Origin of the sequence: Deinococcus sedimenti, assembly GCF_014648135.1 — a bacterium.
Classification (GTDB): domain Bacteria; phylum Deinococcota; class Deinococci; order Deinococcales; family Deinococcaceae; genus Deinococcus; species Deinococcus sedimenti.
This window is the reverse complement of record NZ_BMQN01000017.1, coordinates 16,374-39,694: the sequence shown is the minus strand read 5'-3', so window position 1 is coordinate 39,694 and position 23,321 is coordinate 16,374. Positions and strand designations below refer to the sequence as shown.

Annotated in this window: 28 protein-coding genes and 1 tRNA gene; 23 read left to right on the top strand and 6 right to left on the bottom strand. The window is 63.7% G+C overall.

What is annotated here, in order from left to right:
* Positions 1-23: 23 nt before the first annotated feature.
* Together IEY69_RS18345 and IEY69_RS18340 are read right to left on the bottom strand one after the other, a co-directional pair.
* Positions 24-200 carry a hypothetical protein gene (locus IEY69_RS18345; protein WP_189074584.1) on the bottom strand — a complete coding sequence of 59 codons (177 nt, stop codon included), beginning with the start codon at positions 198-200 and terminating at the stop codon, positions 24-26.
* Positions 197-436 (bottom strand): helix-turn-helix domain-containing protein, encoded by a 240-nt coding sequence (locus tag IEY69_RS18340; RefSeq protein ID WP_189074583.1) that lies wholly within the window; start codon positions 434-436, stop codon positions 197-199. The genes IEY69_RS18345 and IEY69_RS18340 overlap by 4 nt, the downstream gene beginning before the upstream one ends.
* A 259-nt stretch (positions 437-695) precedes the next feature.
* On the opposite strand from IEY69_RS18340, the gene IEY69_RS22130 reads away from it, so the two are divergent.
* From IEY69_RS22130 to IEY69_RS18300, 8 genes are all read left to right on the top strand, one after another.
* Positions 696-1,232: a S24 family peptidase gene (locus IEY69_RS22130; RefSeq protein ID WP_373291087.1), complete on the top strand. Its 537-nt coding sequence runs from the start codon at positions 696-698 to the stop codon at positions 1,230-1,232.
* Positions 1,233-1,247: 15 nt separating this feature from the next.
* On the top strand, positions 1,248-1,706 hold the full coding sequence (locus IEY69_RS18330; RefSeq protein WP_189074581.1) for a S24 family peptidase: 459 nt from the start codon (positions 1,248-1,250) through the stop codon (positions 1,704-1,706).
* 98 nt (positions 1,707-1,804) lie between these two features.
* Positions 1,805-2,197 carry a hypothetical protein gene (locus tag IEY69_RS18325; protein WP_189074580.1) on the top strand — a complete coding sequence of 131 codons (393 nt, stop codon included), beginning with the start codon at positions 1,805-1,807 and terminating at the stop codon, positions 2,195-2,197.
* Positions 2,198-2,343: 146 nt separating this feature from the next.
* Positions 2,344-2,733 (top strand): excalibur calcium-binding domain-containing protein, encoded by a 390-nt coding sequence (locus tag IEY69_RS22125; RefSeq protein WP_373291086.1) that lies wholly within the window; start codon positions 2,344-2,346, stop codon positions 2,731-2,733.
* Positions 2,734-2,976: 243 nt separating this feature from the next.
* On the top strand, positions 2,977-4,071 hold the full coding sequence (locus IEY69_RS18315) for a ParB/RepB/Spo0J family partition protein (RefSeq protein ID WP_189074579.1): 1,095 nt from the start codon (positions 2,977-2,979) through the stop codon (positions 4,069-4,071).
* A gap of 14 nt (positions 4,072-4,085) precedes the next feature.
* Complete coding sequence (locus IEY69_RS18310; protein ID WP_189074578.1) at positions 4,086-5,108, top strand: hypothetical protein; 1,023 nt, start codon at positions 4,086-4,088, stop codon at positions 5,106-5,108.
* 48 nt (positions 5,109-5,156) lie between these two features.
* Entirely contained in the window at positions 5,157-6,242 is a 1,086-nt protein-coding gene (locus IEY69_RS18305; protein ID WP_189074577.1) for a DNA cytosine methyltransferase, read from the top strand.
* Positions 6,243-6,342: 100 nt separating this feature from the next.
* Positions 6,343-7,770 (top strand): recombinase family protein, encoded by a 1,428-nt coding sequence (locus IEY69_RS18300; protein ID WP_189074576.1) that lies wholly within the window; start codon positions 6,343-6,345, stop codon positions 7,768-7,770.
* 299 nt (positions 7,771-8,069) lie between these two features.
* Here IEY69_RS18300 and IEY69_RS18295 read toward each other — a convergent pair whose 3' ends face one another.
* Positions 8,070-8,630, bottom strand: coding sequence for an RES domain-containing protein (locus IEY69_RS18295; protein WP_189074575.1), 561 nt, complete (start codon positions 8,628-8,630; stop codon positions 8,070-8,072).
* Between the two features lie 95 nt (positions 8,631-8,725).
* Complete coding sequence (locus tag IEY69_RS18290; RefSeq protein WP_189074574.1) at positions 8,726-9,241, bottom strand: MbcA/ParS/Xre antitoxin family protein; 516 nt, start codon at positions 9,239-9,241, stop codon at positions 8,726-8,728.
* A 138-nt stretch (positions 9,242-9,379) separates the two neighbouring features.
* Here IEY69_RS18290 and IEY69_RS18285 point away from each other — a divergent pair, with 138 nt between their 5' ends.
* The 6 genes from IEY69_RS18285 to IEY69_RS18260 all read left to right on the top strand — a co-directional run bounded on the left by IEY69_RS18285 (position 9,380) and on the right by IEY69_RS18260 (position 13,305).
* Complete coding sequence (locus tag IEY69_RS18285) at positions 9,380-10,063, top strand: ATP-binding protein (RefSeq protein ID WP_268243879.1); 684 nt, start codon at positions 9,380-9,382, stop codon at positions 10,061-10,063.
* Positions 10,064-10,071: 8 nt separating this feature from the next.
* The gene (locus IEY69_RS18280; RefSeq protein WP_373291088.1) at positions 10,072-11,247 is read left to right on the top strand and encodes a glutamate ligase domain-containing protein; all 1,176 of its coding nucleotides are present in this window, start codon (positions 10,072-10,074) and stop codon (positions 11,245-11,247) included.
* A 37-nt stretch (positions 11,248-11,284) separates the two neighbouring features.
* Positions 11,285-11,360, top strand: a tRNA-Lys gene (locus IEY69_RS18275).
* Between the two features lie 77 nt (positions 11,361-11,437).
* Positions 11,438-11,659 carry a DNA-binding protein gene (locus IEY69_RS18270; protein WP_189074571.1) on the top strand — a complete coding sequence of 74 codons (222 nt, stop codon included), beginning with the start codon at positions 11,438-11,440 and terminating at the stop codon, positions 11,657-11,659.
* Between the two features lie 30 nt (positions 11,660-11,689).
* Positions 11,690-12,400: a 23S rRNA (guanosine(2251)-2'-O)-methyltransferase RlmB gene (gene rlmB, locus IEY69_RS18265; protein ID WP_046843396.1), complete on the top strand. Its 711-nt coding sequence runs from the start codon at positions 11,690-11,692 to the stop codon at positions 12,398-12,400.
* On the top strand, positions 12,397-13,305 hold the full coding sequence (locus tag IEY69_RS18260) for an aldose 1-epimerase (RefSeq protein WP_189074570.1): 909 nt from the start codon (positions 12,397-12,399) through the stop codon (positions 13,303-13,305). The genes rlmB and IEY69_RS18260 overlap by 4 nt, the downstream gene beginning before the upstream one ends.
* A gap of 9 nt (positions 13,306-13,314) precedes the next feature.
* Here IEY69_RS18260 and IEY69_RS18255 read toward each other — a convergent pair whose 3' ends face one another.
* Both IEY69_RS18255 and IEY69_RS18250 read right to left on the bottom strand, forming a co-directional pair.
* A complete protein-coding gene (locus IEY69_RS18255) occupies positions 13,315-13,530 on the bottom strand; it encodes a hypothetical protein (RefSeq protein ID WP_189074569.1) in 216 nt (71 codons plus the stop codon).
* A 59-nt stretch (positions 13,531-13,589) separates the two neighbouring features.
* Positions 13,590-14,672 carry a S1C family serine protease gene (locus tag IEY69_RS18250; protein ID WP_189074568.1) on the bottom strand — a complete coding sequence of 361 codons (1,083 nt, stop codon included), beginning with the start codon at positions 14,670-14,672 and terminating at the stop codon, positions 13,590-13,592.
* 147 nt (positions 14,673-14,819) lie between these two features.
* On the opposite strand from IEY69_RS18250, the gene IEY69_RS18245 reads away from it, so the two are divergent.
* The 9 genes from IEY69_RS18245 (at position 14,820) to IEY69_RS18205 (ending at position 23,283) form a co-directional block, all read left to right on the top strand.
* Positions 14,820-15,161 (top strand): PadR family transcriptional regulator, encoded by a 342-nt coding sequence (locus tag IEY69_RS18245; protein WP_189074567.1) that lies wholly within the window; start codon positions 14,820-14,822, stop codon positions 15,159-15,161.
* Positions 15,158-16,252, top strand: a complete 1,095-nt coding sequence (locus IEY69_RS18240) for a permease prefix domain 1-containing protein (RefSeq protein WP_189074566.1) — start codon at positions 15,158-15,160, stop codon at positions 16,250-16,252. The genes IEY69_RS18245 and IEY69_RS18240 overlap by 4 nt, the downstream gene beginning before the upstream one ends.
* Positions 16,253-16,270: 18 nt before the next feature.
* Complete coding sequence (locus IEY69_RS18235) at positions 16,271-16,753, top strand: EVE domain-containing protein (protein ID WP_189074565.1); 483 nt, start codon at positions 16,271-16,273, stop codon at positions 16,751-16,753.
* Between the two features lie 963 nt (positions 16,754-17,716).
* Positions 17,717-18,337: a 1-acyl-sn-glycerol-3-phosphate acyltransferase gene (locus IEY69_RS18230; protein ID WP_189074564.1), complete on the top strand. Its 621-nt coding sequence runs from the start codon at positions 17,717-17,719 to the stop codon at positions 18,335-18,337.
* A gap of 107 nt (positions 18,338-18,444) precedes the next feature.
* Positions 18,445-19,242, top strand: a complete 798-nt coding sequence (locus tag IEY69_RS18225) for an ABC transporter ATP-binding protein (protein ID WP_229784102.1) — start codon at positions 18,445-18,447, stop codon at positions 19,240-19,242.
* A 133-nt stretch (positions 19,243-19,375) separates the two neighbouring features.
* On the top strand, positions 19,376-20,074 hold the full coding sequence (locus tag IEY69_RS18220; protein ID WP_189074563.1) for an ABC transporter ATP-binding protein: 699 nt from the start codon (positions 19,376-19,378) through the stop codon (positions 20,072-20,074).
* 55 nt (positions 20,075-20,129) lie between these two features.
* The gene (locus tag IEY69_RS18215; protein ID WP_189074562.1) at positions 20,130-21,344 is read left to right on the top strand and encodes an ABC transporter substrate-binding protein; all 1,215 of its coding nucleotides are present in this window, start codon (positions 20,130-20,132) and stop codon (positions 21,342-21,344) included.
* Positions 21,345-21,466: 122 nt separating this feature from the next.
* Positions 21,467-22,330, top strand: coding sequence for a branched-chain amino acid ABC transporter permease (locus tag IEY69_RS18210; RefSeq protein WP_229784106.1), 864 nt, complete (start codon positions 21,467-21,469; stop codon positions 22,328-22,330).
* Positions 22,327-23,283, top strand: coding sequence for a branched-chain amino acid ABC transporter permease (locus IEY69_RS18205; protein WP_229784100.1), 957 nt, complete (start codon positions 22,327-22,329; stop codon positions 23,281-23,283). The genes IEY69_RS18210 and IEY69_RS18205 overlap by 4 nt, the downstream gene beginning before the upstream one ends.
* The last annotated feature ends 38 nt before the right edge of the window (positions 23,284-23,321 follow it).

Sequence of the window (23,321 nt, the reverse complement as noted above, 5' to 3'; positions counted from 1 at the left end):
GGGTCTAGGCGCGGTTTTTCGTTTCAGCCGGCTTTGGGGCCGGTCTGCTGCACGCCCTTGCGGGCGGTGTCAGTGGTCTTGGGGGTGACGCTCAGGAGGGCACGGGCGAGCTTGATCTGCCCTTCGCGGCTGTGGATGTCCACGCCGCTGCCGGTGGTGACGCTGCCGAGGTACAGAGCGGGGGCGGCCTGACGAGTCATGCGGGCACCTCTTCACCTTTTACGTTTTTACTGGTAATTCTGGCCGAGTAAAGATCCTCGATAGCAATACCAAGAGCCGCTGCCAAGGGTGCAGCGATGCTCAGAGATGCATCCTTTTGGATGCCCTGCTCCTGCTTCTGAATAGTCGCGATGGGAACCCCAGACAGGTCTGAAAGCTGCTGCTGGGTAAGCTTTTTCTCCTCTCGAACAGATTTCAGGCGGTCTAGATTAAACATCGTGCGAGTATTCTACGTTTTTACTAGTATCCTGTCAATACCAGCACCAGCAGAAACTTTGAATACCAGGGAACTCCTGAACTACCCTCTGCGTACTAGTACGGCAATGCTAGGAACGTATTCCATGACGACACGAGGGAGATCATCTACGCGCATTGTTCCGCCCTGGGCAACAGCCCTGAAGGTGCGGAGAGTGCAGCTCGGCCTGTCTCAGGAAGGCATTGCCGATGCGACTCAGGGTGTCGTTTCGCAGAGCACCATGTCTGCGCTGGAAGTGGGCAGGCAGGAACTGACCGACCTCGCCTATATCCGAGTGGTAGCCCTCGCGAAGGCCCTGAACTGGTCTCTCGCCGAGATGCAGCGCGCGACCGGCGTGGACCTCGGCATCACGCCCGTCACCCTCGTCGGTGAAGGCAGTGCGGACGTCTACCCCCTCACCGCCGCCCTCACCCTCGACAACCCCGGCCCCGCCGTCGATCACGAGCTCATCACCCCCGGCCTCAAACGCCCCCTCCTGCTCCGCATGGACAGCGAAGAGATGCTCGGCGTCACCTCCGCCAGCATCCGGCCCGGCAGCACCCTCCACATCGACCAGGCCGACACCACCCCCGAAGAAGGCCGCGTGTACGTCCTCACCGACCAAGACGGCGCGCACGTCCGCCTCTACACCACCACCCGCCTCGGCCCGGTCTTCCGCGCCGAGAACCGCACCTTCGAAGACATCCCCGCGACCGAAGCCACCATCATCGGCAGAGTGGTCTCCGTCGCCACCGATTACGACCCGAACCTGAACTGAGAGGAGGAATTTCTCGTGCAGTCCTACTTTATGCCCCGACGTTACGCCCCCAGCAAAGCCCCCGTCTGGGGTTTCATCTCCGCCGGAAATCCCGCCGATCCCGCTCCGTTCCAACCCGTCCGGCGCGTCCCCATCCCCCCACCCTTCCGGCGCTTCGGGATGCTCGCCTTCAAAGTCACCGGCGACAGCATGACCCAAGATGACCACGGCCTGCGCGAAGGCAGCTGGGTGCTCGTCGACCAGAAAGACCTCTGCACCGACCGCGGCTGGCTCTTCGCGTTCCAACTCGAAGACGGCAGCATGGTCGTCAAACGCTATAACCTCCACCACGGCCGCCCCGCCATGCACAGCGACAACCCCGACTACCCACCCGTCCGGCTCACGGGCGCCGTGCGCAACCGAGGCCGCGTGTACGCCACCAGCGCGGACGGCGTGACCTGGCACGCCGTGCGGTACCAAGGACTCGGCAACTGATCCCCTCCGCAAAACAGTGAACATCATGGACGACGGCCCGGAATGACATCCCCCCTGACCGGAGTGTCACAGACCGCACTACCCCTGGAGAAATTCTGATGAAACGCATCCTCTTCACCAGCGGCGCCCTGCTTCTCTCCACCACCGCCCTCGCCCGGCCATACCCTGACCAACTCGGCATCTGCTACGCCTTCACCAACGGCAACATCACTCAGACCGCCGCTTGCGTCATCGGCACTGGGTACGGCGCCGGCGCGCAGTACATGAACCTGATCTTCGGAAACCGCAACCACTACATTGAATTCCCGAACATCCGACCCAACATGGCCCCGACACTCGACGGCAAAACCGCCCTTACGTACAAACGCAACGCGGCCTTCTACGACATCCTCAAAGGTGCCCCGATTGACGGCGAAGAGTACATGGATTGCATCAAAACCAAAGACAGCAAGGTGGACGTGTGCTACTACAAACCCGGCGCAGGACAGTAACACCCAGCGCAGCAGTTCACATCATTGATCCCACGTGGCCGTCACCAGCACCCACGACGCGACGTGGCAAGCCGTGAAGTACCGCGGGCCACGCACCTGAGCAATCAGCGTAAGTGCGTCGAAAAAGCAACCGCAGGAGAGGCAGTATGAGGAACCCCATGGAGAAGCTACTCATCCCCCTGCTGTTGACCTCCTCACTCGCCCACGCCGTCAGTCCCATCCCACCCTTGCAAGGCAGTGCGGCCACACCCATCACCATCCAACTCGAAGCCGACGGCAAAAAACCCGCTGGCCCAAAAACGTACCCCACAGGAACAGACCTGTACATCTACAGCTGCACAGCCACCCGTTGCAACGTCTTCGTTCCCATCAGCATGCGACCTGGCTACGCACCGCGCGCTCTGATCAAAGTCCCAGCGGAATACACCTGTACGTCACTTCGACACTACGGCATGACATCCATCACGAAGAGAGAAGCCAGTTACCGAAGTGCCCTGGATCCCGATCGGGACGGCGTGGCCTGCGAAGGAAAGTGAGGGTCGGGCAGCGGACGGCGTGACCTAGCAGGCCATGAAGTACTGAGGACGCAGCAATTGAGGGGCTTGGTGGAACGCTTGCCCTGTGGGGGAAGTGAGTGTGAAATGGCGATGATTTGGCATGAGCGCTTAAGGTATTCAACGAGGTTACAGATGATACAGGCACTTAGATACCCTAAAAAATATGCATTCAAAAATAAGAATCAAATTGATTCATTTTACCGCAGATAAAGGTGATTTATGATGAAAATCCCCAACAGAAAAGTAGAATTCCTAGGCCTTAATGACTTGGTTTTCGATCCCCAGAATCCACGATTACCAGAGAAGCTAAAACACTCTAGTGAAGATGAGGTTATCAATTACATGCTGGAAGATGCAAATCTCCTTGAATTGATGACCTCAATTGCCGAGCAAGGTTTTTTCGATGGCGAGCCTCTATTAGTAGTACCCTCTCTTAGTACGAAGGGCAAGTTCGAGGTTGTCGAAGGCAACAGGCGACTCACCGCCGTTAAAGTGCTCAATAAAGATAATTGGGATGGCTTTAGGAAAAAGGCAGTAAATGATATTATCCAAAATGCCAAAGTGAAACCACCCAGCCTTCTCCCAGTTCTCAAATACGAGAGTAAGGGAGAAATTATGGAATACCTCGGATATAGGCATATCACAGGGGTCAAAGAGTGGGATTCAATTGCAAAAGCTAGATATATGAGATATCTCTTTGATCAATTAGATCCGATCCAGCACAGCGAGAGATACAAAGAAATCGCCAGAATCATTGGCAGCAAGCCAAATTATGTCGCCCGAATCATTGCAGGCCTAGGCGTTTTCGATGTTATAAAAGATAATGAGTTTTTTGGAATTAAAGGTATAGACGAAGATGGCTCTAACTTTTCACTTCTCACTACAGCAATGAGCTATAGAGAAATTACTCGCTTTATTGGCCTAGAAAGTAATCAAGAATTTGATGCTGCATCATTAAAATCCGATCATCTAAAAAGTCTCACAGAGTGGATTTATAAGGAAACCGAGGGGAAAACTCGCATAGGGGAATCACGCAATCTCGGCAAGTTGGCAAAGATTGTCGCAAGCCCAAGAGCAATGATAGCGTTCGCCAGTCAAGGGCGCAGCATAGATGAAGCAATTCTCCTGACAGATGAACCCAAAAACGTCTTTTCTAAAAGCCTCAATTCATCTCTAAGCTACTTATCCAGTGCCAGCGGAATTATGCATCTTTTTGAAGACTCAGAAAAAGATTTCATAAGTACCTTAAATGAAATACGAACAATGTCAATTTCCATCAGAACTGTTATGCAGGCGCGCATAGACGAGGCAGAGTAATGCCGAGAGCGAGGATGAATCCAACTTCGTCGAGATCAAGATTGAAGCCAAAGCCCCCGAGTGAAATATCAATTGATTTTACAGATTTATCGAGAGAGGATAATTATAAATGGGCAGATCACATAGAGCTTCTATGTCTTTTTGCAAAAGATGGAATCATTACATCAGCCGACGTCGAGCTAATGATTGATCACGAAGAGGATATTTACATATCAAATAGTGATGAGGAGGGTGACTTTGATTCCACCGAAAGAGGTGATAGTAGAGAGCTCGCAGTCTCAGACTGGTTTAGAATTTTAAGATATAGAGCGGCACAATTCGGCGACTCTTACCCATTTGATTTAGATGATAGTAATAATATAATCATGAAAAAATCCGTAATGGAGGATAATCATAAATTGTATATATCTATGCTGGCCTCATCGAATCTAAGATACTTTAAATATTATTCCCCCAGACTCACTTCTTCATTTGAAAGAGTAAGTGCAGATGTTTTGAAAGCTTATTTACCCACAAATGCAGAAGTGCATAACTTTGGAGCGGGATCGACTAATGTCAGGGTTTCCGAAAAGTACAATAGAGGCAGTCTGTATGATCGAATATTGGAGCTAGCCGCCGATCTACGGTGGAAGCCTCTGATTGAGAGAAGACACTACAACAGACGCAATAACGGAGATGACGGATTGGATCTCGTCGCCTGGATCCCGATCAACGATGAAAATTCCGGAATGGTTGTTCTATTTGGCCAGTGCGCTTGTACCGACAATTGGACCAGCAAACAGCACTCATCTGGAACTGCGAAGTGGGGTCGACGCCTAGATCTCACCTGTGACTTCGTCAACACGGTGTTTATCCCCATCTGTTTCCGAGATAGCGCAGGCCTCTGGCATGCGCCTCAAGAGATTGAAAAATCTATCCTGTTTGACCGTCTCCGAATCATCCGCATTCTCGGATCTACCTATGCGGATTTTGCCAGTCTCCCCGCTCACACAGCCGTAGGGGAGATACTCCGACTCAGAGAAGCTCGTGCGGTGTGACCACAGCAGGAGTGGCCAGGAGAGAGCAAAAATGATAATTTTGTAGTCATGAGGAGCCCGCCTACCGAAATCAGCGAAGAAATCACGGCTGTGTCGCTGTTTTCCGGCTGTGGCGGCTTCGACTGGGGGGCGCAGCAAGCAGGGGTCAAAATTCTCTGGGCTAACGATGTGGACTGGGCCGCAGCCACCGTCTACCAGCACCTTTTCCCGGATGTCGATTTCCACAAAGCCGACATCCGCAAAATCGAGAATTTCCCCAAAGCTGACATCCTCATCGGTTGCTACCCCTGCACCGGATTCAGCATGGGCGCCCGCCGCCGCGCCCCCGGTCAAGAAGACGCTCGCGATCTCAAATCCAACGACAACAACTTCCTCTACCAAGAGTTCCTCCGTGCACTCAAACAGGTGCAGCCCAAGTACCTGTTCGTCGAGAACGTCAGTGGCATGGTTTCTGCGGATGACGGCTGGTTCCTCGATCAGCAGATCCAAGGATTCGACGATGCCGGCTACATCGTGAAGAAGGAATATCTCGTCGCAGCCGACTTTGGGGTGCCTCAGCAGCGCAAACGCCTCTTCCTGGCCGGCGTTCGGAAAGATATCGCCCAGCAGTTCAAATTTGAGTATCAATTCCCAAAGCCCACCCATGGCGGCCCAGGACAGCCAAAGTACATTTCCCTGCGCCGCGCAATCGGACATATGCCAGCTTGGCCAACCGGAGAATTCGATGCATCGAAATTCCCGGGACACTATCTGACGCGTCGCCGGAAGAAACGCTGGGATGAAGTGAGTTACACCATCGTCGCGAACTCAGCACACGTCCCCCTCCATCCTCAAGGCTGGCAGATGAAGCCTGCCGGGAAAGACAAGTATCTCCTTCAGGGGAGCAAAAATCGTCGCCTTTCCTGGCGTGAATGTGCCGTCATTCAAGGTTTGCCACACGAACAGATGCCTGCTGATATGCCTCTCAGGTCGATTTATCGGGTTGTTGGCAATGCCGTTCCACCTACCTTCGGGAACGTATTGCTGAGACCGGTTGTGGACTTCGAGAGGCAGCAACGCGGCCTACCTCCACTGAAGCGCCCTCCTGTATGCCCCTATCGCAATTCCTACCTAGATTCGGAAGCGGCAGACTAAACCGAACATCATCTTGCTGCATCTTCAAGGGGTCGCGAAAGCGGCCCTTCGGGCTGCACCCAGCAACGCTTCCAACCTTGCTGACATATTGGGTGTAAGCATGACCTCCCCCCCTACTCGCACCGCTGCCCTATACCTCCGCGTCAGCACGGCTGCACAGGCCGGTGACGAACGATTCGGCCTGGCCATCCAGACCCGCGCCGCGCAGCAGTACGCGCAGCTGCACGGCCTGCAGATCGTCCGCACCTTCCAGGACGTCATCACCGGCACCCGCGCCACCCGGCAGGAACTCGACACCCTCCTGAACGTCGCCCACCAGTACGACGCCGTGCTGGTCAGCGCCGTGGACCGCCTCGCGCGCCGCACTGCCATCGCGTACGCCGTGCTGGAAGAGCTGCTGGAAACGGGTGCTGAGGTGCACAGCGCCGACATGGGCCTCATCGACCCGAAGGACGAGATGTCCAGCATGAACTTCGGCGTGAGATCGGTCTTCGCGCAGTCGGAGCACATGCGCATCGCCAAACGCCTCCGGGGCGGCATGCTCGCCAAAGTTCGCGAAGCCGGGCGGCCCGTCATCCCCCCCAGCGGGTACGGCTGGCACAAAGGCGAGATCCAGGAAGAGGAAGCCCAGTGGATCCGGCAGATCTACACCTGGGCCCGCGCAGGCCAGAGCGCCCACGCCATCACCACCGAACTCAACCGCCTCGGCGCACCCCGACGCGGCGCCCGGTGGAGCGAAAGCAGCGTGAAGTACATCCTCGCCAACCCCCTCCACAAAGGCCAGTACGTGTTCGGCCGCGCCCGCAAAGGCCGCGGCGACGGGCGGGACCTCGTCACCTGCACTGTGCCCGCCATCATCCCCCCAGCGGACTGGGATGCCACGCAGCGCGTCATCCAGGGCCGCCGGCGCGGCGGACGCCCCGGCACCCGCGCCGACGCCCACGAGTTCCCCCTCGCCAAGCGCCTCCACTGCGGCCTGTGCGGCGGCACCCTCAGCGCCGTCACGAACGAACCCGGCCCCAGCCGCCCCAAGCAACGCACCACGCAGCGCTTCTACCACTGCTACCGCATCTACCGCCGCGACGGCTCCAGAGGCGAGCTGTGCACGCACCGCCGGTACTACAACGCCCGCACCATCCACCCCTTCGTCCTTGAGCAGCTGCGCGCCCTGCTCACCGACGACGCGGCGCTCATGGCCGCCCTGGACGTCCCCACCCCACAACCCCTCGACGTCACCCCCGCCATCGCCGCGATCGACAAACGCCTCAAGAACCTCAAGCTCCTTGCGCTCGACGGCGGGCTCTCCCCCACCGAGTATAAGGAAACCCGCCAGGAGCTCGAAGCGCAACGCGACGCCCTCACCGCCCCCGCCAACGTCCCGCTGCAGCCCAACAACCTCACCCAGGCCCGTGACCGTCTGGCGCAGGTGCTGGAAGGCGAGGACCTGGCGGAGATGGCGCGCACGTTGGACCTGCACGTCACGCTGCACCCCGACGGCCGGGCTGACCTGAAACTCACGGCGCTGTAGAAACTCGATTCAAGAGCAAAGTACGCGCCAGACCTCGTTAAGCATCGACCACTGCGGCTCACAGGCTCGGATTTGTCCGAGTCGACGATGATTCTTTATTGCTCTTTGCTCAGTGCACCTCCGCTATGCTGTTCAGATTTCAATCGTCAGGCATTCTTGGTTACGCTATCGTAATTTCGTCTGATCGCTCGATCTCTTCCAGTTGCCGCGTAACACATGAAGCAATACGTCGGAGCATAAATTCAAACTGAACAGGACCGGTACAACCAGTACCAGTCCCGTAAAGTTCGCTAGTGGTTTTATGGATTCGTTGGTAGGGGGGCCGGAAGGCGGTAAATAGCGTCTGCTGGAACGTCAGCAGCTTCAGCTGGCGGCTCGACTCTTATGAATGAGGGCGCAGTTAGGGCGTCTGGAAAGACGGCAAAGCAAGTCAAGTCTAAGGTAGATACCCCTTTTGCATTTATACGCGCGCTTTTATATTTTATGGCATCAAAACGCCCAGACTCGAAAACAAATTGGGAAAGAACCTGAGTATCAGCATCTTCGCCTTCTTCGTTATCTTGCCACCAATGCCCCGTCAGGTCGGATGGCTTGACTCCCAAAGCCTTAAGCACACTCTGATCAGTTAAGTCGAGAACGCGACGCAGGTTATACGTAACGCTGAATAGGGCAACAGGTGGCACAGGCTGAGGCGGATGATCCGCAACACCTTCTTGCGCCGATGCCGTTGTATATCGAAATTCGCGCATGCTAACATGTGGGTGGGCCGCAATGTAGGTAACGCGGTGCGTAGATTTACCAGCAACATTAAAACGGCCGGAAACATATTGCGATCCAATACCACTAATGGGCGCAGTCAAATAGGATATAGGATAAAGACTACTCATACGAAAAGCGACGCCACTATGCGCAGTGGCGTTCAACTTTGAAAGGCTCTTAGCTACCTTAGTAATATTCAGAGAGCCACACCCTCTCGCGCCGCACCCAACACAGTAGTAATTGCATTGGGCTGACCATCCTCTAGTACGCTAACAGGGGTCTTACCATTAAAAGCATCATTGGGGGTCTGCATCCACGACTGAGCGTCTTCACTTTCCCCAAAGGTCATCTGGAGCGCCTCAACAGCACGCTGAAGAGCTGGCAGAACCTGTTCCTTAGGATCGATGGTCGGCATGGATTTCACGCGGTAGCCCGGCAGGTCAAGCTGATCAAGTTTGAGACTAGAAAAGCTCCGGGCTGTTGGCTGCAAGCTTGAGGCGCGAACCGTCATGGTTGCCCCGCCAGCCACAGACTCCAGTTGAACCAACGACCGCTGACTTTTGCGGATGCGGTCCTCAAAGTTTTTGACCGCACGGTGAACACCATCTTTGGTGAGACCTGTCAGTTGCCGCAATTGTTCCACCGCTGCATTATCTGCAACAACAAACGAATCGAGCACAGTGATCTCTCGAACCTTGGGGGGCTTACTCATACGCACCTCCTAATGGGATTCTAGCGCGCCCCGCAAGGGTTTTCATGTAATGCAAATCAGCATCCAGAAGGTGAGAGATCTTTTCCCGCCACCACATCGAACCCATCATCGTCAGCAGCTGAAGGTTAAGGGGCCTAGATGGCTATAGGCCCAGCATCCACAGACAGCGTTCATGGCCTCTCGGAGCCGCTGTGCACACGCGCTGGCGAGGCACATTCACTCCTTTCTTGTATACATGGGTACATCGCAGACACTGAAACCGGACTGTCGTTGGAGGACGGGCACGTGACGATCAGCCGCGCGCGGGCCAGCGTGCAGTACCCGGCGCGCTTCCAGCTCGTCGCGGCGATGAACCCCTGCCCGTGCGGGCACCACGGGGACCCGGAGAAGGCGTGTGCGTGCACGCCCGCCGAGCGGACGCGCTACGCGGCGCGGCTGAGCGGCCCGCTGCTGGACCGCATCGATCTGCTGGTCCGGGTGCCGCGCCTGACGGTGGATGAGCTGACCCGCGCACCGGAACCGGAGGGGTCGGGGCCGGTGCGGGCGCGCATCCTGGCGGCGCGGGCGCGGATGCTGGAACGGCAGGGCGCGCGGAACGCGGACCTGAGCGGGCAGGCGCTCCGCCGGGCCGCGCCGCTGGCGGCCGGACCGGAGAATTTCGCACGGGCGGCAGCGCGGCAGCTGGGTCTGACCGGGCGGGGGTTCGACCGGGTGCTGCGCGTGGCGCGCACCGTGGCGGACCTGGCGGGCAGTGACGACATCCGCGAGGCGCACTTGGCCGAGGCGGTGACGTACCGCCCGCGTGACCTGGGGAGCGGCTGACCGGTACCCTGACCGGCGTGAGTGCCTCGTCTGTCCCGGATTACGAGTGGTTGTTCGCGCGCACCCGTGCGGGGCGTGAGCGGGGGCCGGGCGCAGCTCGGGCGTTGCTGGACGCGCTGGGCCGCCCGGACACGCGGTTCCGGAGTGTGCGGGTGGTGGGCACGAACGGGAAGGGCAGTACCTGCGCGATGCTGGACGCGGGGCTGCGCGCGGCGGGGGTGCGCTCGGGGCGGTTCACGAGTCCGCACCTGACGCACTTCGAGGAGCGGGTGCGGGTGGACGGCGACCCGATCACGCCCGCGGAGACGGCGGCGTTTATCGCCTGGGCGCGCGCGCACGGGGGGGACGCGGCGTTCTTCGATCTGACGCTGGCGCTCTCGGCGCGGGTGTTCGCGGCGCGGGGGGTGGAGGTCGCGGTGATGGAGGCCGGGGTGGGCGGCGCGACGGACGCGACGCAGGCGCTGGAGAACGTGGCGGCGGTGGCGTTGACGAACGTGGCGCTCGATCACGTGGGCGTGCTGGGGGGGACGGTGGCGCAGATCGCGCGGGACAAGGCGGGCGCGGCCCGGCCCGGTGTGCCGCTGCTGACCACGGCCACTGGGGAGGCGCTGGACGTGATCGCGGAGGTCGCCGCGGGGGTGGGCGCGCCGCTGCTGACGCCGGACACGCACCCGGATCTGTTCGCGCTACCGCACCCGCCGCGGCTGGAGGGGCCGCATCAGGCGCGCAACGCGGCGCTGGCCGCCGCGACGCTGCGCACGCTGGGGTACGGGGCGGGCGTGGAGGGCGCGCTGGACGCCACGCATCCGGGCCGCCTGGAACGCTTCAAGGTGGACGGGCGGACGGTCCTCGTGGACGGTGCGCACAACCCGCACGCGGCGCAGGCGCTGGCCATAGCGGTGCCGCGGGCGGACGTGCTGCTGTTCGGGAACCTCGCGCGGAAGGACACGGGGGCGACCCTCGCGCCGCTGCTGGGCGTCGCGGCGCGGCGGGTGTTCACCGCGCCCGGCGACCTCGCCACGTCCCCGCAGGACCTGGCCACGCAGCACGGTGGGGACGCCGTTCCCGACCCCGCGCAGGCGCTGGCGCACGCACTGGCCCTCACGCCGCCCGGCGGGACGCTGCTGGTTGCCGGGAGCCTATACCTGGCCGGGCAGACCCGCGCGCTGCTGGGGGGCGCTTGACAGGTCTCGGGTCCGCCCGTATACTTCCACTCGCTCTGGATCGTTAGCTCAATTGGCAGAGCAGCTGACTCTTAATCAGCGGGTTGTAGGTTCGATTCCTACACGATCCACCACACCGAGAAGCCCCCGCCCCGCGCGGGGGTTTTTCCTGTCCCGGAACGCCGGGCCGCGCGGCGGCGTACCGCGGGGCATGGGACTGTTCAGCCAGGACGAACCGACACCGCAGGCCTTCGAGATCGCCGGGCGGCGCCTGACCTGCGATCACTGCCAGCAGGACACCTTTTTCGAGGGCGAGGCGCAGTTGAACACGCAGGGCATGACGCTGCTGGGCCTGGACTGGGCGAACCGCAGCGCGACGTACTTCCGGTGCGCGACCTGCGGGAAACTCCACTGGTTCCTGTTCGGGGAGTAATCCCTCCTCGGGGCGCGTACACTGGCCTCTATGTTGCTGTACGGGCGGAATCCGGTGCTGGAAGCGTTGCAGGACGGACGGGTGTCCGAGGTGCTGGTCGCGCGTGGGGTGGAAGAGGCGTTCGTGGCGCAGCTGAAGGCGACGGGCGTGCGGATGAAGTTCGCGCCGCGCATCGAGCTGGATCAGCTGGCGGGCACGACGCAGCATCAGGGCGTGCTGGCCGAGGTAGAGGACCTGGAGTGGGCGTCGGTGGACGACATCCTGGATCTCGCCGAGAAGCGTGGTGAGGACCTGTTGATCGTGCTGCTGGACGGCATCACGGACCCGCGGAACTTCGGGGCGATCATCCGCAGTGCGGAGGTGCTGGGCGCGCACGGCGTGGTCGTCGAGGAGCGCCGCAGCGCGCCGCTGTCGCCGGTCGTGGCGAAGACGGCGGCGGGCGCCACGAGTTACCTGCCGGTCGCGCAGACGAAGAACCTGCCGCGCCTGATGGACGCCCTGAAGAAGGACGGGGTGTGGGTGTACGGCGCGGCGGGCGAGGCGGCGCAGGACGTGCGGAAGGTGGATTTCAGCGGGAAGGTGGCGCTGGTGATCGGCGCGGAGGGCGAGGGCATGCGCCGTCTGGTGCGTGAGAAGTGCGACGCGCTGGTCAGCATTCCGGTGCGGGGTCGGGTGCAGAGCCTGAACGCGTCGGTCGCGGCGGGCATCCTGCTGTTCGAGGCGTCGCGGGGCCGCGCGTGAGTGACCGCCGGGTGGAGGTCCTGCGCGGTGAGCAGTTGACGCTGGAGGTCCTGCCGGAGGTGGGGGCCAGCGTGCTGAACCTGCGCGCAACCTCGGGCCGCCCGGTGCTGCGCCCGGTCGAACTGGGGAGCGTGGAGACGAGCAGCCAGTGCGCGAGCTTCACGCTGATTCCGTTCAGCAACCGTGTACGCGACGCGAAATTCGTGTTCGGGGGCCGTGAGATTCAGTTGCGACCCAACACGAAGGACGGTCTGGCGCAGCACGGGGACGTCCGCAACCGCCCCTGGCACGCCGAGCGGGTGAACGACACGCATCTGCGCTGCACCTTCGACTCGCGGGAGTTCGCGGACGTGAACTGGCCGTGGGCGTTCACGGCGGGCATTGAGTACCGCCTGCACGGCCCGCACCTCGACATGACGCTGACCCTCACGAACGAGGATGCCAGCGACATGCCCGCCGGGATGGGTCTGCACCCGTACTTCGCGCGCGTGCAGCCGGACCTGCCGGGCGTGGACCCGACCCTGACGGTGGGCGCGGAGCTGATCTACGACACGGACGAGCGCGTCCTGACGGTCGGCGCCGCCCGCGATCTGCGTCCCGACGAGGATTACCGTGCGCCCACCCCGGTGGGGTCGCAGGAGATCAACACGACGTACACGGCGTGGGACGGCGTGGCGCGGCTGGACTGGGGCGCGCGGGCGCTGACAGTCACGGCGGACAACGTGTACTCGCATCTGGTGGTGTTCACCGCGCCGGACGGCAGTCTCGCGCTGGAGCCCGTGTCGCACGCGACGGACGCGTTCAACCTCGCCGCGCAGGGCGTGCCGGGCGTAGACCTGCGGGTGCTGTCGCCGGGGCAGACGCTCGCCGGTACGGTGCGGCTGACCCTCGAAGGCGACTGGTAGGCCCCTCCCCTACCCGGTGGCGAGCAGCGCCCCGTGTCCGTCGCGCAGTTCGAACTCGTGGCGGTCGCGGGCCTGCATCCAGCGCAGGGCTTCGAGCAGGTCGTCGGTTTCCTTCAGGATCTCGGGGGTGTCCGGGTCGCCGGTCCATACCACGCGGTAGGCGCGCGGCGCCGGGGGTGGCGTCCAGCGTTCTCCCTCGTCCTCTTTCACGAATGCTCTCGACATCCCTCCAGTCTGGCGGGCGCGGCTGAAGCGCGGGTGGGAGGAGGGTGGTCGCCGCTTTACTATGGCAGGTCGGGCACGCTGGCTTTGGGGACGAGCGTGATGCGCGCCTGGCGTTCCTGATCGTCCCGCAGGTAGGTCAGGGTGACGGTGTCACCCACATTCGCGCGGCGGATCGCGGTGATGACCTCGTTCGCGTCGCGGGTGCGGGCGCCGTTCACGCGCAGGATCACGTCCCCCAGTGCCGTCAGCTGGTCCTGTTCGTCGAAGGTGCTGCCGCGCAGCCCGGCGCGCTCAGCGGGGCTGCGGCGGGCGACCTCGCGGACGATCGCGCCGGGCGGGTCGGTCTGCCCGCTGTGCACGGCGTCGAAGATCAGGCCCACGACCGGCACGTCGTTCGTGATCCCGGCGCGCAGGGCGCTGATCAGGTCGTTGCCCTCCACGACCGGCACGGCGTAGCTGCGCCGCGTCTGGCCGCTACCGTCCACGCTGATGTAGCTGACCACCCCGATGGCCTGCCCGTTCCCGTCGATGATCGGGCCGCCACTGTCGCCGGGCGCGAGGGGCGCGGTCATTTCCAGCGTGCCCTGCGGGAACTCCGCGTTGCCCGACTCGGCGTTCAGGCGCAGCAGTTTCCCCCGGCGGGGTTGCAGGTAGTCGCCGCCGCTGTTCCCGATGGCCAGCACCGTCTCGCCCGGGCGGGGCGCGCGGGTCGTGAGGTTCAGGAACGGGAAGTTCGTGCCGCGCCCGTTGACCTGCAAGAGCGCCACGTCCGCGGACGCGTCGAAGGCCACGACCCGCGCGCCATAGCTGCGGCCCGAGAGGGTACTCACCTGGAACAGCTGCCCGCCGCTGACCACGTGGTACGCGGTGAGCAGCTGCCCGCCCGCGCTGATGAAGAAGCCGGTGCCGATCCCGCCGGTATTGCGCTCGGTGTTCACGCTCTCCACGCGGACGGTGGCGGGGCGGGACCTGTCGAACAGCGCGCGGGCGTCATCCGGCAGGGTGACGGGGGGCGTGGGCGCCTGCGTGTCCACGCGGGGTGCCACGTTCACGCGCGGCAGGAACGGCAGGTCCGCCTCTGGCAGCAGGTACGCGGCCAGCGCGAGGATCAGCAGGACAGGAAGCCAGGGCGAGGCGCGCACGCCGTCAGTGTAGGGCCGCGTTCAGCCCCTGACGGTGGCAGAGGGAACCGAAGGGTTGTGGTGCCTCCCACCGCCCGACATTCTTGCTTGACAAGATAGTGAGCCGCCACTACCTTGCACACCAAGACACCTGTCGGAGGCCCCCGCATGAACCCACTCAAATCCGGCACGCTCGACCTCGCCCTGCTCGCCGCCCTCCAGGACCAACCCCGCTACGGACTGGACATCCTGCGGCACGTCAACGACCGCAGCGGCGGCCTGTTCGACCTGAAGGAAGGCAGCCTCTACCCCGCCCTGCACCGCCTCGTGAAGGCCGGGTGGGTGGACAGCGACTGGCAACCCAGCGACCGGGGCGGCGCGCCCCGCAAGGTCTACCGGCTGACCGACGACGGACGCGCGGCCCTGCACGCCAAACGCCAGGAATGGCAGACGCTGCGAGGCGCGCTGGACGCCCTGCTGACCCGCGCCCTGCCCCGGCGGTCCGCGTGACCCGCCGCCTCCATCGCCCCCACCGCCCCCTGAGCGCCGACGCGTACATCCACCGCGCCACCCGCGGCCTGCCCCGCGCCGAACGGCTCGACGCCGCCGCCGAACTCCGCGCGCACCTCACCGAACGCATACAGGAGCACCAGGCGCACGGCTTCTCCCCCGAGGAAGCCGAGTACCTCGCCGTGCGCGGCATGGGCGACCCCCACCCCGTCAACCGGGGCCTGCTCGGGCACGCCTTCACGCACCGCACCGGATGGCTCACGCTGGCGGCGCTCCTCGTGGGCGGCCTGGGCTGGACCGCGTACCGCGAGTGGCTGCCCCCGCGCGAAGGCGCGCAGTTCAGCCCGATGAACCAGCGGGACATCAACGCACTGTTCAGCGACAAGGACGCCCCGCGCGGTACGTACCAGGGTGTGAGCCTCACCTACCCGCGCGGTACGAAAGCGGTGCTGTACGTGACGGTCAGCAGCACCGAAGATCGGTACCGTCCCGAAGAGGTCAGAATGACCACCAAAGACCTGACCCAGGAAGAGCAGATCAACTTCAGGGGACGCCTTCCCGGCAGTTACCGGTACCAGGAGCGACTCCTCCTGAGTCCCATGCGGGTCAGTTGCACCGGGCAGGATTACAGCGGGATCTACTGGACCACCTACACCATCCCCTCGCCACTTGAGAATTCTGGTGGCCGCGCCTACAGCGGGCGAGGGAGCGCGGTCGCCTGTGGGAATCCCAGCGTGCGCCTGCACCGCGTGACTCAGACCCTGAGCACCACGCCTCCCAGTCAGCACACCCGTACGGTGCCACCGGAGGGTCAGGGAAGCACGTTCACGATGCATCACCCCCTCCGTCTGAACGAGTGGCGCGTGCTGTTCCGACTGCGCGTAGATCCGGAAGCCGACCCCAACACGTCCGGCGCCGCCGACAGTGGCGCCTTCAGTGCGAAGGCGCGCGGCGTGTACGTGGCGGTCATGCCACTCGACTACGTGCCCAACGACACGGATGGGTACAACTGGGGGGACATGTCCGTTGGCTTCAAGGGTGAAAAACCCATTCCGCTGCCGCCGCTGGTCACGGATCAGCCGGGCGGGTGATGCCCTAGGCTGGGCGTCATGCGTTTCTGGCTGTTGAAATCGGAGCCCGATGTGTTCGGCTTCACGGATCTGGTGCGGGTGGGGCGGGAGCCGTGGAATGGCGTGCGGAACTATCAGGCGCGGAATTTCCTGCGGGAGATGCGCGAGGGGGACCTGTGTCTCTTCTACCACTCGAACGCGAAGCCGATGGGAGTGGCGGGGGTGGCGCGGGTGTGCCGGGCGGCGTACGCGGATGACCTCCAGTTCGACCCTGGGAGCAAGTATTTCGATCCGAAGTCCACTGTGGACGCGCCGCGCTGGAGCATGGTGGATGTGGAACCGTTGATCGCGTTCCCGCAGGTGGTGCCTTTGGACACGTTGCGGGGCCTGCCGGAGTGGGAGGGGTCGGCCCTGACGCGCAAGGGCTCGCGCCTGAGCGTGCTGCCGGTGGAGGCCGGGGCGTTCTGGGCGACGCTGGACGCGGCGGGCCTGAGTCTGGACGAGGTAGCGGGACTGGGCTGAGCGGGTTGTCACGGCAGAATCCAGAGGAATCGAGGGGGTTCCTCCCGCTCTCTGGATCGCGCGGACTCGCAGCGGTGCTCAGCAGAGCGAGCACCTGAGAAGGGCAGCGGTTGGAGGTGGAGCCCTGGGGCGTGGTGTTGGCCCCTCAACGGAACTGAACACCGCTGTCAGAAGACCGTGAGGTTGAGTTCGGTGTGCGCCGACGCGTCGGGGGGAATCTGGCGGGCTGGCCTGTCACTGGCGGGTCAATCCCATCGCTCGTGCTGTCGGCCCAAGTGGTCCACGGCAGCATGTCGGGAGGCTCCGGAGGCGGCTTCTTCATGTCCTGCACGGAATTCAAGATCGAGTCAACGAGGGTTGGAGGACTCGTGGTCTTCATCCATCCTGTTCTTCATCTGATGTTGAGATATTTTTCATGGTCTGCCCGGCGCCGTAACCTTAATGTCAGATAAAGAAAAGGAGAATCTGGATATGGAACTGCTTCTGGCTTCACTGGTCATCGTGGTGTCCCTGCTCCTGGCGGCCTGGCAGGAGCGCCCCAGCGCGCGGCACCGCCGCCGATGAACTGAACATCCGCCCACCGGGCCCTCCCCTCACGCGCGGGAGGGCCCGCACCATGCGCCCACATCCAGATCATCACCCGCACAGCTCAACGGACGTCGCGAGCTGGCAGGTTTCACAGCAGAATCCAGAGGTGTGGCGGGGGTCACTCGATACCTCTGAATCGAACGGGCTCGGAGAGTTGCGCTTCCAAGCGAGCACCCAGGAAAGACAGTCTCTGGATGTGGAGCCCTGGGGCGTGCTGCTGGACGGTGAACCTGAACACCGCCATCAGAACGGCCGAGCGGTGTCAACGACCTCCCTGACCCAGGCGGCGCCTTCCGAAACAGACACAGGCTGCCTTTCTGGACCGAGTCCCGTGAACCCGGTGAGGACCGGCCGGGCCGGGTAGGCTGAAGGGTAATGTCTGCTCTCTGGCCCGGTCGCCGTCCCACCCTGTTCTCTCGTCTGGCGCTGGGGCTCATGCGGCTGGCTGGGTGGACGCCGCTGCTGGCCACGCCGCCCGGGGCCAAGTTCGTCGGGGCGGTCGCGCCTCACACGCACAACGCGGACTTCTGGCCGGGGCTGTTCTTCATCTGGTCCACCCGGTCCCCGGTGCGGTTCGTGGCCAAGCATCAGCTGTTCGTGTTCCCGGTGGGGCTGTTCATGCGGGCCGTGGGGGGCCTGCCGGTGGACCGCCGCCGGGCCGGGGGGAACTTCGTGGACGGCGTGGTGGACCTGATCGAGAAGGAACCGGAGATCATGCTGGTCGTCGCGCCGGAAGGCACCCGCAGCCGCGCGGAGTACTGGCGCACCGGGTTCTACTACATGGCACTGGAAGCGAACGTACCGATCGGGGTGACCGTCGTCGACTGGGGCCGCAAGCAGGTGGGCGTGACCGGGTACGTGACGCCCACCGGGGATATCGAGGCGGACTTCGCGGTGATCCGCGAGATGCTGCGCGACGTGCGCGGTCACACGCCAGCGAACGAGACGCCCGCCATTCCGAGGCCGGCGGCGGCGGGTGGCCCGAGCAAGGGATGAGGTCAGCCGGTCAGAGTGTAACGACAGCGTGACGGGATCCCTGTAGCCTCCTTCCAGACCACACATCTGGAAGGGAGGACGATGCGACACGAGGCATCAGGCGGACCGTGACGGCCGCGTCACTGGGGACGGAACGGGCAGCGCCCGCACCGGTCGTCGCGCTGGAGGCGCGGGGGCTGGTCAAGGACTTCCGGGGGTTCCGCGCCACGAACGACGTGAACCTGCAGGTTCATGACGGAGAGATTCACGCGATCATCGGCCCGAACGGGGCCGGGAAGACCACGCTGTTCAACCTGCTGTCGGGCTTCCTGAAGCCCACGACGGGCGAGGTGCGCCTGTTCGGCGAGCGGGTGGACACCCTGCGGCCCTTCGAGATCGTGCGGCGGGGCCTGTCCCGGTCGTTTCAGATCAGTTCGGTGTTCCCGACCCTGAGCGTGCGGGAGAACGTGCTGGTGGCACTCCAGTCGCCCACACCGCTCCCGCACCGGTTCTGGGTGCCGCTCTCGCGCCTGGAATCATTGGGCGAGCGGGCGGACGCCATCCTCACGGACGTGGGCCTGGGCGGCATGCCGGACCGGCTGGCGGCGGACCTGAGCCACGGGGAGAAACGGCAGCTGGAGATCGGGATCTCCATGACGCAGGACCCGCGCGTGCTGCTGCTGGACGAACCGACGTCCGGCATGGGTTCGGAGGGCATCGCGCGGGTGATCGCGCTGGTGCGGCAGGTGGCGCGCGGGCGGACAGTGGTACTGGTGGAACACAACATGAGCGTCGTGGCGGAACTCGCCGACCGCATCACGGTGTTGCAGTACGGCTCGGTGCTCGCCAGTGGCCGTTACGAGGACGTGCGGCGCGACCCGCGCGTGATCGAGGCGTACCTGGGTGACGACGGGGGACACGCGTGATGCGGGTTCCGTCTGTTTCGTTGCCAGATCGGCACACCACCGATCTGTCCACTCCACGTCCGGAACCCGCTTCGCTCCTTCTCGCTCTGCTCGGATGGAATGGGTTTTGCCAACCCATCCCATCGGAGTTCGTATGACGCCGCTCCTCTCGGTGCAGGACCTGAACGCGTACTACGGGCAGAGTCACGTGCTGCGCGGCGTGAACCTGCACGTGAACCCCGGCGAGGTCGTCAGCCTGATCGGCCGCAACGGCGCCGGGAAGACCACCACCCTGAAAAGCGTGATGGGCGTGCTGCGCAGCCGAACGGGGCAGATCACGTTCGGTGGGCAGGACATCAGCCGCCTGCCGAGCAACCGCGTGGCGGCGCAGGGGCTGGCGTGGGTGCCGGAGGAACGCGCGATCCTCAGCACCCTGACCGTCCGCGAGAACCTCGAACTGCCGCCCAGCCGCCCCGGAGGCTGGAGTACCGAACGCATCTACGACGCGTTCCCGGTGCTGCGGGAGCGGGGGCATCATCCGGGCAGCAAGCTCTCGGGCGGCGAGCAGCAGATGCTGGCGATGGTGCGCGTGCTGCGCGCCGGGCCGAAGCTGCTGCTGCTGGACGAGCCCAGCGAGGGCCTGGCGCCCGTGATCGTGCAGCGCATCGGCGAGATCATCGACACGCTGCGCCAGAGCGGCATGGCGGTGCTGCTGGTCGAGCAGAACCTGAAGTTCGCGTCGCGCCTCGCGGACCGGCACTACGTGTTCGTGGACGGGCAGATCGTGGACGAGGTGCCGCGCGAGCAGGTGGACGCCCGCCGGGAGGACCTGCTGCGGTACCTCAGCGTGTAAACCCGCGTTCCTCTCCCCCATTCCGTGCCCCATTCACTCCTCTGGAGGTTGTCCCATGAACAAGACCCGCACCGCCATCCTGGCCCTGACCGCCCTGCTTCTGGCGCCCGCCGCCTCGGCCCAGTCCCTGTCCGACGGGAGCATCAAGGTGGGCGTCCTGACGGACCTGTCCGGCGTGTACTCCGAGCTGTCCGGGCAGGGCAGCGTGAAGGCCGCGCAGATGGCCGCCGAGGACTTCATGAAAGCGAACCGCGCGTACGTCGGGAAGGTCAGCGTCATCGGCGTGGACCACCAGAACAAGGCCGACGTCGCCGGGAACAAGGCCGCCGAGATGATTGACCGGCAGAACGTGGACCTGCTGGTCGACATGCCCACCAGCAGCGCCGCGCTGGCCGCCACCGAGGTCGCCCGACAGAAGAAGACGGTCGCCATGGTCGTCACCGGCGCCACCACCGCCCTCACGAACGAGAAGTGCAACAAGTACACCTTCCACTACGCGTACGACAACTACATGCTCGCCAACGGCACCGGCACCGCCGTCACGAAACGCGGCGGGAGCAGCTGGTACATCATCTACCCCAACTACGCGTTCGGGCAGGACCTGAACCGCCAGATGGTGTCGGCCGTGCAGGAGAACGGCGGGAAACTGGCCGCGCCCAGCGACGCCACGCCCTTCCCGAACACGGACTTCAGCTCGTACCTGCTGAAAGCGCAGAGCGTGCGGCCCAAGATCTTCGGGACGATGCAGGCCGGGAACGACCTCGTGAACGTCGTCAAGCAGTACAACGAGTTCGGCCTGAAGAAACAGGGCATCGGCCTGGGCATCGGCCTGCTGTTCGAAACGGACGTGGCCGCGCTGGGTCAGGACGCCTTCGCGGGCGCGATCGCCACCGTGCCGTGGTTCTGGAACTTCGACGCGCGTTCCCGCCAGTGGGCCGGGCGCTTCGAGAAGGCCTTCGGGAAGAAACCCACCTGGGCGCAGGCCGGCGTGTACTCCGCGACCCTGCAGTACCTGAACGCCGTGGCGCGCGCCAAGAGCGACAACAGCGACGCGGTCATCAGGGCGCTCGAAGGCCACTCCTTCGACGACTTCTTCGCGCGCAACGCCACGATCCGCCCGCAGGACCACCGCGTGATCCTCGACGTGCAGGTCGTGCAGGTCAAGGGCAAGAGCGAATCCAAGGAAGCCGGGGACATCTACAAGCGCCTGAACACCATTCCCGCCGCGAAGGCCTTCATGCCCCTGAGCGAGAACAAGTGCCGTATGTGAGGAAAGCGGTCTGAGGGTCCAAGAGTCTGAATGTCAAAGGGCAGACGCTGCCCCTGGACGCTCAGACCCTGTGACCTTCAGACCCTCAGACGCTTATGAATACACAGTTACTCTTGATTCAGGTGTTCAACGGTCTGGTGAACGGCGCGTTCTACGCGCTGCTGTCGCTGGGCCTCGCGGTGATCTTCGGGATGCTGCGGATCGTGAATTTCATGCACGGCGCGCTGTACATGCTGGGTGCGTTCGCGGCGTTCGCGCTGGGGCAGCTGCTGGGGCTGGGCTTCTGGCCGTCGTTGATCCTCGCGCCGCTGCTGGTGGGCCTGCTGGGCGTGGTGCTGGAACGCGGGCTGCTGTCGCGGCTGTACGGGCTGGAACCCAGTTACAACCTGCTGCTGACGTTCGGCCTGACGCTGCTCACGCAGGATCTGGTGAAGCAGGTGATGCTGAGTCGTTTCGCGGTGTCGAGCGCGCCGTACTCGCCGCCCGAGGTGCTGTCGGGCGTGGTGAACCTGGGCTTCGTGGTGTTCCCGAAGTACCGCCTGTTCGTGATCGCGCTGTCGCTGGTGGTGTGCCTGGTCACGTGGTTCGTGATCGAGAAGACCCGCGTGGGCGCGATCATCCGCGCCAGCACGGAGAACCCGGTCGTGACGCGGGCGTTCGGCATCAACGTGAGCGGCTGGGTGACCGGCGTGTTCGCGGTGGGCGCGGCGCTGGCCGGACTGGCGGGCGTGCTGGCCGCGCCGATCTACTCGGTCGAGCCGTACATGGGCGCGGAGCTGATCATCACGACGTTCGCGGTGGTCGTGATCGGCGGGATGGGCAGCATCATGGGGTCGGTCGTGACGGGCTTCGCGGTGGGGGTGCTGGCGGCGGTGGGCGCGGCGGTGTACCCGCCGATCGCGAACACGCTGGTGTTCATCCTGATGGCGCTGGTGCTGCTGGTGCGGCCCAGTGGGCTGTTCGGCCTGCCTGAGGGGGCGCGGTGAGCGCCGTGACGAAACTGGGGGTGACGCGCGATCCGGCCCGCGTGACCCGCGCCGCGTGGCTGATCGGGCTGGGCATCATCCTGCTGGCGCTGCCGCACCTGATCTACCCGGTGCTGGCGCTGGACATCCTGGCGTGGGGGCTGTTCGCGGTGGCGTTCGACCTACTGTTCGGTTTCAGCGGGCTGCTGTCGTTCGGGCACGCGGCGTTCTGGGGCACCAGCGCGTACCTCACGGCGTACCTGCTGGGGCACGGGCAGAGCGTCCCGGTCGCCATCGCGGGCGGCACGCTGAGCGCCCTGGCGCTGGCGGTGCCGGTCGCATACCTGAGCGTGCGGTCCAGCGGCATCTACTTCAGCATGATCACGCTGGCGTTCGCGCAGATGGTGTCGTTCCTGGCGCTGCAGTGGACGGACCTGACCGGCGGCGAGAACGGGTTGCAGGGCTTCGCGCGGCCCAGTTTCCTGGGCCTGGACTTCAGTGACGCGCAGGTGAGGTACTACGTGTGCCTCGCGCTGTTCACGCTGGGCTTCGGCGTGGCGTACCGCGCGGTCCGCAGTCCCTTCGGGCAGGCGCAGCAGGCGGTGCGGGACAGTGAGCAGCGCGCGCAGAGCGTCGGGTACAACCCCGCGCGCTTCAAGTTCACGGCGTTCCTGCTGAGCGCCGGGCTGGCCGGACTGGCGGGCGCGATGTACACCTTCGGGCACGGCGTGGTCAGCCTGGAGGTCGTGAACTGGCGCACGTCCGGCGAGGTCGTCATGATGACCCTGCTGGGCGGCACCACCACCCTGTTCGGCCCGGTGATCGGCGCGGGGATCGTGCTGCTGCTGCGCGACGTGCTGACCACCGCGAACCTCCCGGTGGGTATCGTGACGGGCGTGGTGTTCGTGCTGGTGGTGCTGTTCTTCCGCCGGGGCGTGGTCGGCACGCTGCAACACTGGCTGCGCCGCCGGTAGCGCAGACATGGCGAGGGCCGCCCGCCAGATGCGCGGGC

Coding starts and splice junctions, on each gene's coding strand:
- IEY69_RS18345 (WP_189074584.1), bottom strand. CDS start 200: ATGACTCGTCAGGCCGCCCCCGCTCTGTACCTCGGCAGCGTCACCACC.
- IEY69_RS18340 (WP_189074583.1), bottom strand. CDS start 436: ATGTTTAATCTAGACCGCCTGAAATCTGTTCGAGAGGAGAAAAAGCTT.
- IEY69_RS22130 (WP_373291087.1), top strand. CDS start 696: ATGTCTGCGCTGGAAGTGGGCAGGCAGGAACTGACCGACCTCGCCTAT.
- IEY69_RS18325 (WP_189074580.1), top strand. CDS start 1,805: ATGAAACGCATCCTCTTCACCAGCGGCGCCCTGCTTCTCTCCACCACC.
- IEY69_RS22125 (WP_373291086.1), top strand. CDS start 2,344: ATGAGGAACCCCATGGAGAAGCTACTCATCCCCCTGCTGTTGACCTCC.
- IEY69_RS18315 (WP_189074579.1), top strand. CDS start 2,977: ATGAAAATCCCCAACAGAAAAGTAGAATTCCTAGGCCTTAATGACTTG.
- IEY69_RS18310 (WP_189074578.1), top strand. CDS start 4,086: ATGAATCCAACTTCGTCGAGATCAAGATTGAAGCCAAAGCCCCCGAGT.
- IEY69_RS18305 (WP_189074577.1), top strand. CDS start 5,157: ATGAGGAGCCCGCCTACCGAAATCAGCGAAGAAATCACGGCTGTGTCG.
- IEY69_RS18300 (WP_189074576.1), top strand. CDS start 6,343: ATGACCTCCCCCCCTACTCGCACCGCTGCCCTATACCTCCGCGTCAGC.
- IEY69_RS18290 (WP_189074574.1), bottom strand. CDS start 9,241: ATGAGTAAGCCCCCCAAGGTTCGAGAGATCACTGTGCTCGATTCGTTT.
- IEY69_RS18285 (WP_268243879.1), top strand. CDS start 9,380: ATGGCTATAGGCCCAGCATCCACAGACAGCGTTCATGGCCTCTCGGAG.
- IEY69_RS18270 (WP_189074571.1), top strand. CDS start 11,438: ATGGGACTGTTCAGCCAGGACGAACCGACACCGCAGGCCTTCGAGATC.
- rlmB (WP_046843396.1), top strand. CDS start 11,690: ATGTTGCTGTACGGGCGGAATCCGGTGCTGGAAGCGTTGCAGGACGGA.
- IEY69_RS18255 (WP_189074569.1), bottom strand. CDS start 13,530: ATGTCGAGAGCATTCGTGAAAGAGGACGAGGGAGAACGCTGGACGCCA.
- IEY69_RS18245 (WP_189074567.1), top strand. CDS start 14,820: ATGAACCCACTCAAATCCGGCACGCTCGACCTCGCCCTGCTCGCCGCC.
- IEY69_RS18235 (WP_189074565.1), top strand. CDS start 16,271: ATGCGTTTCTGGCTGTTGAAATCGGAGCCCGATGTGTTCGGCTTCACG.
- IEY69_RS18230 (WP_189074564.1), top strand. CDS start 17,717: ATGTCTGCTCTCTGGCCCGGTCGCCGTCCCACCCTGTTCTCTCGTCTG.
- IEY69_RS18220 (WP_189074563.1), top strand. CDS start 19,376: ATGACGCCGCTCCTCTCGGTGCAGGACCTGAACGCGTACTACGGGCAG.
- IEY69_RS18215 (WP_189074562.1), top strand. CDS start 20,130: ATGAACAAGACCCGCACCGCCATCCTGGCCCTGACCGCCCTGCTTCTG.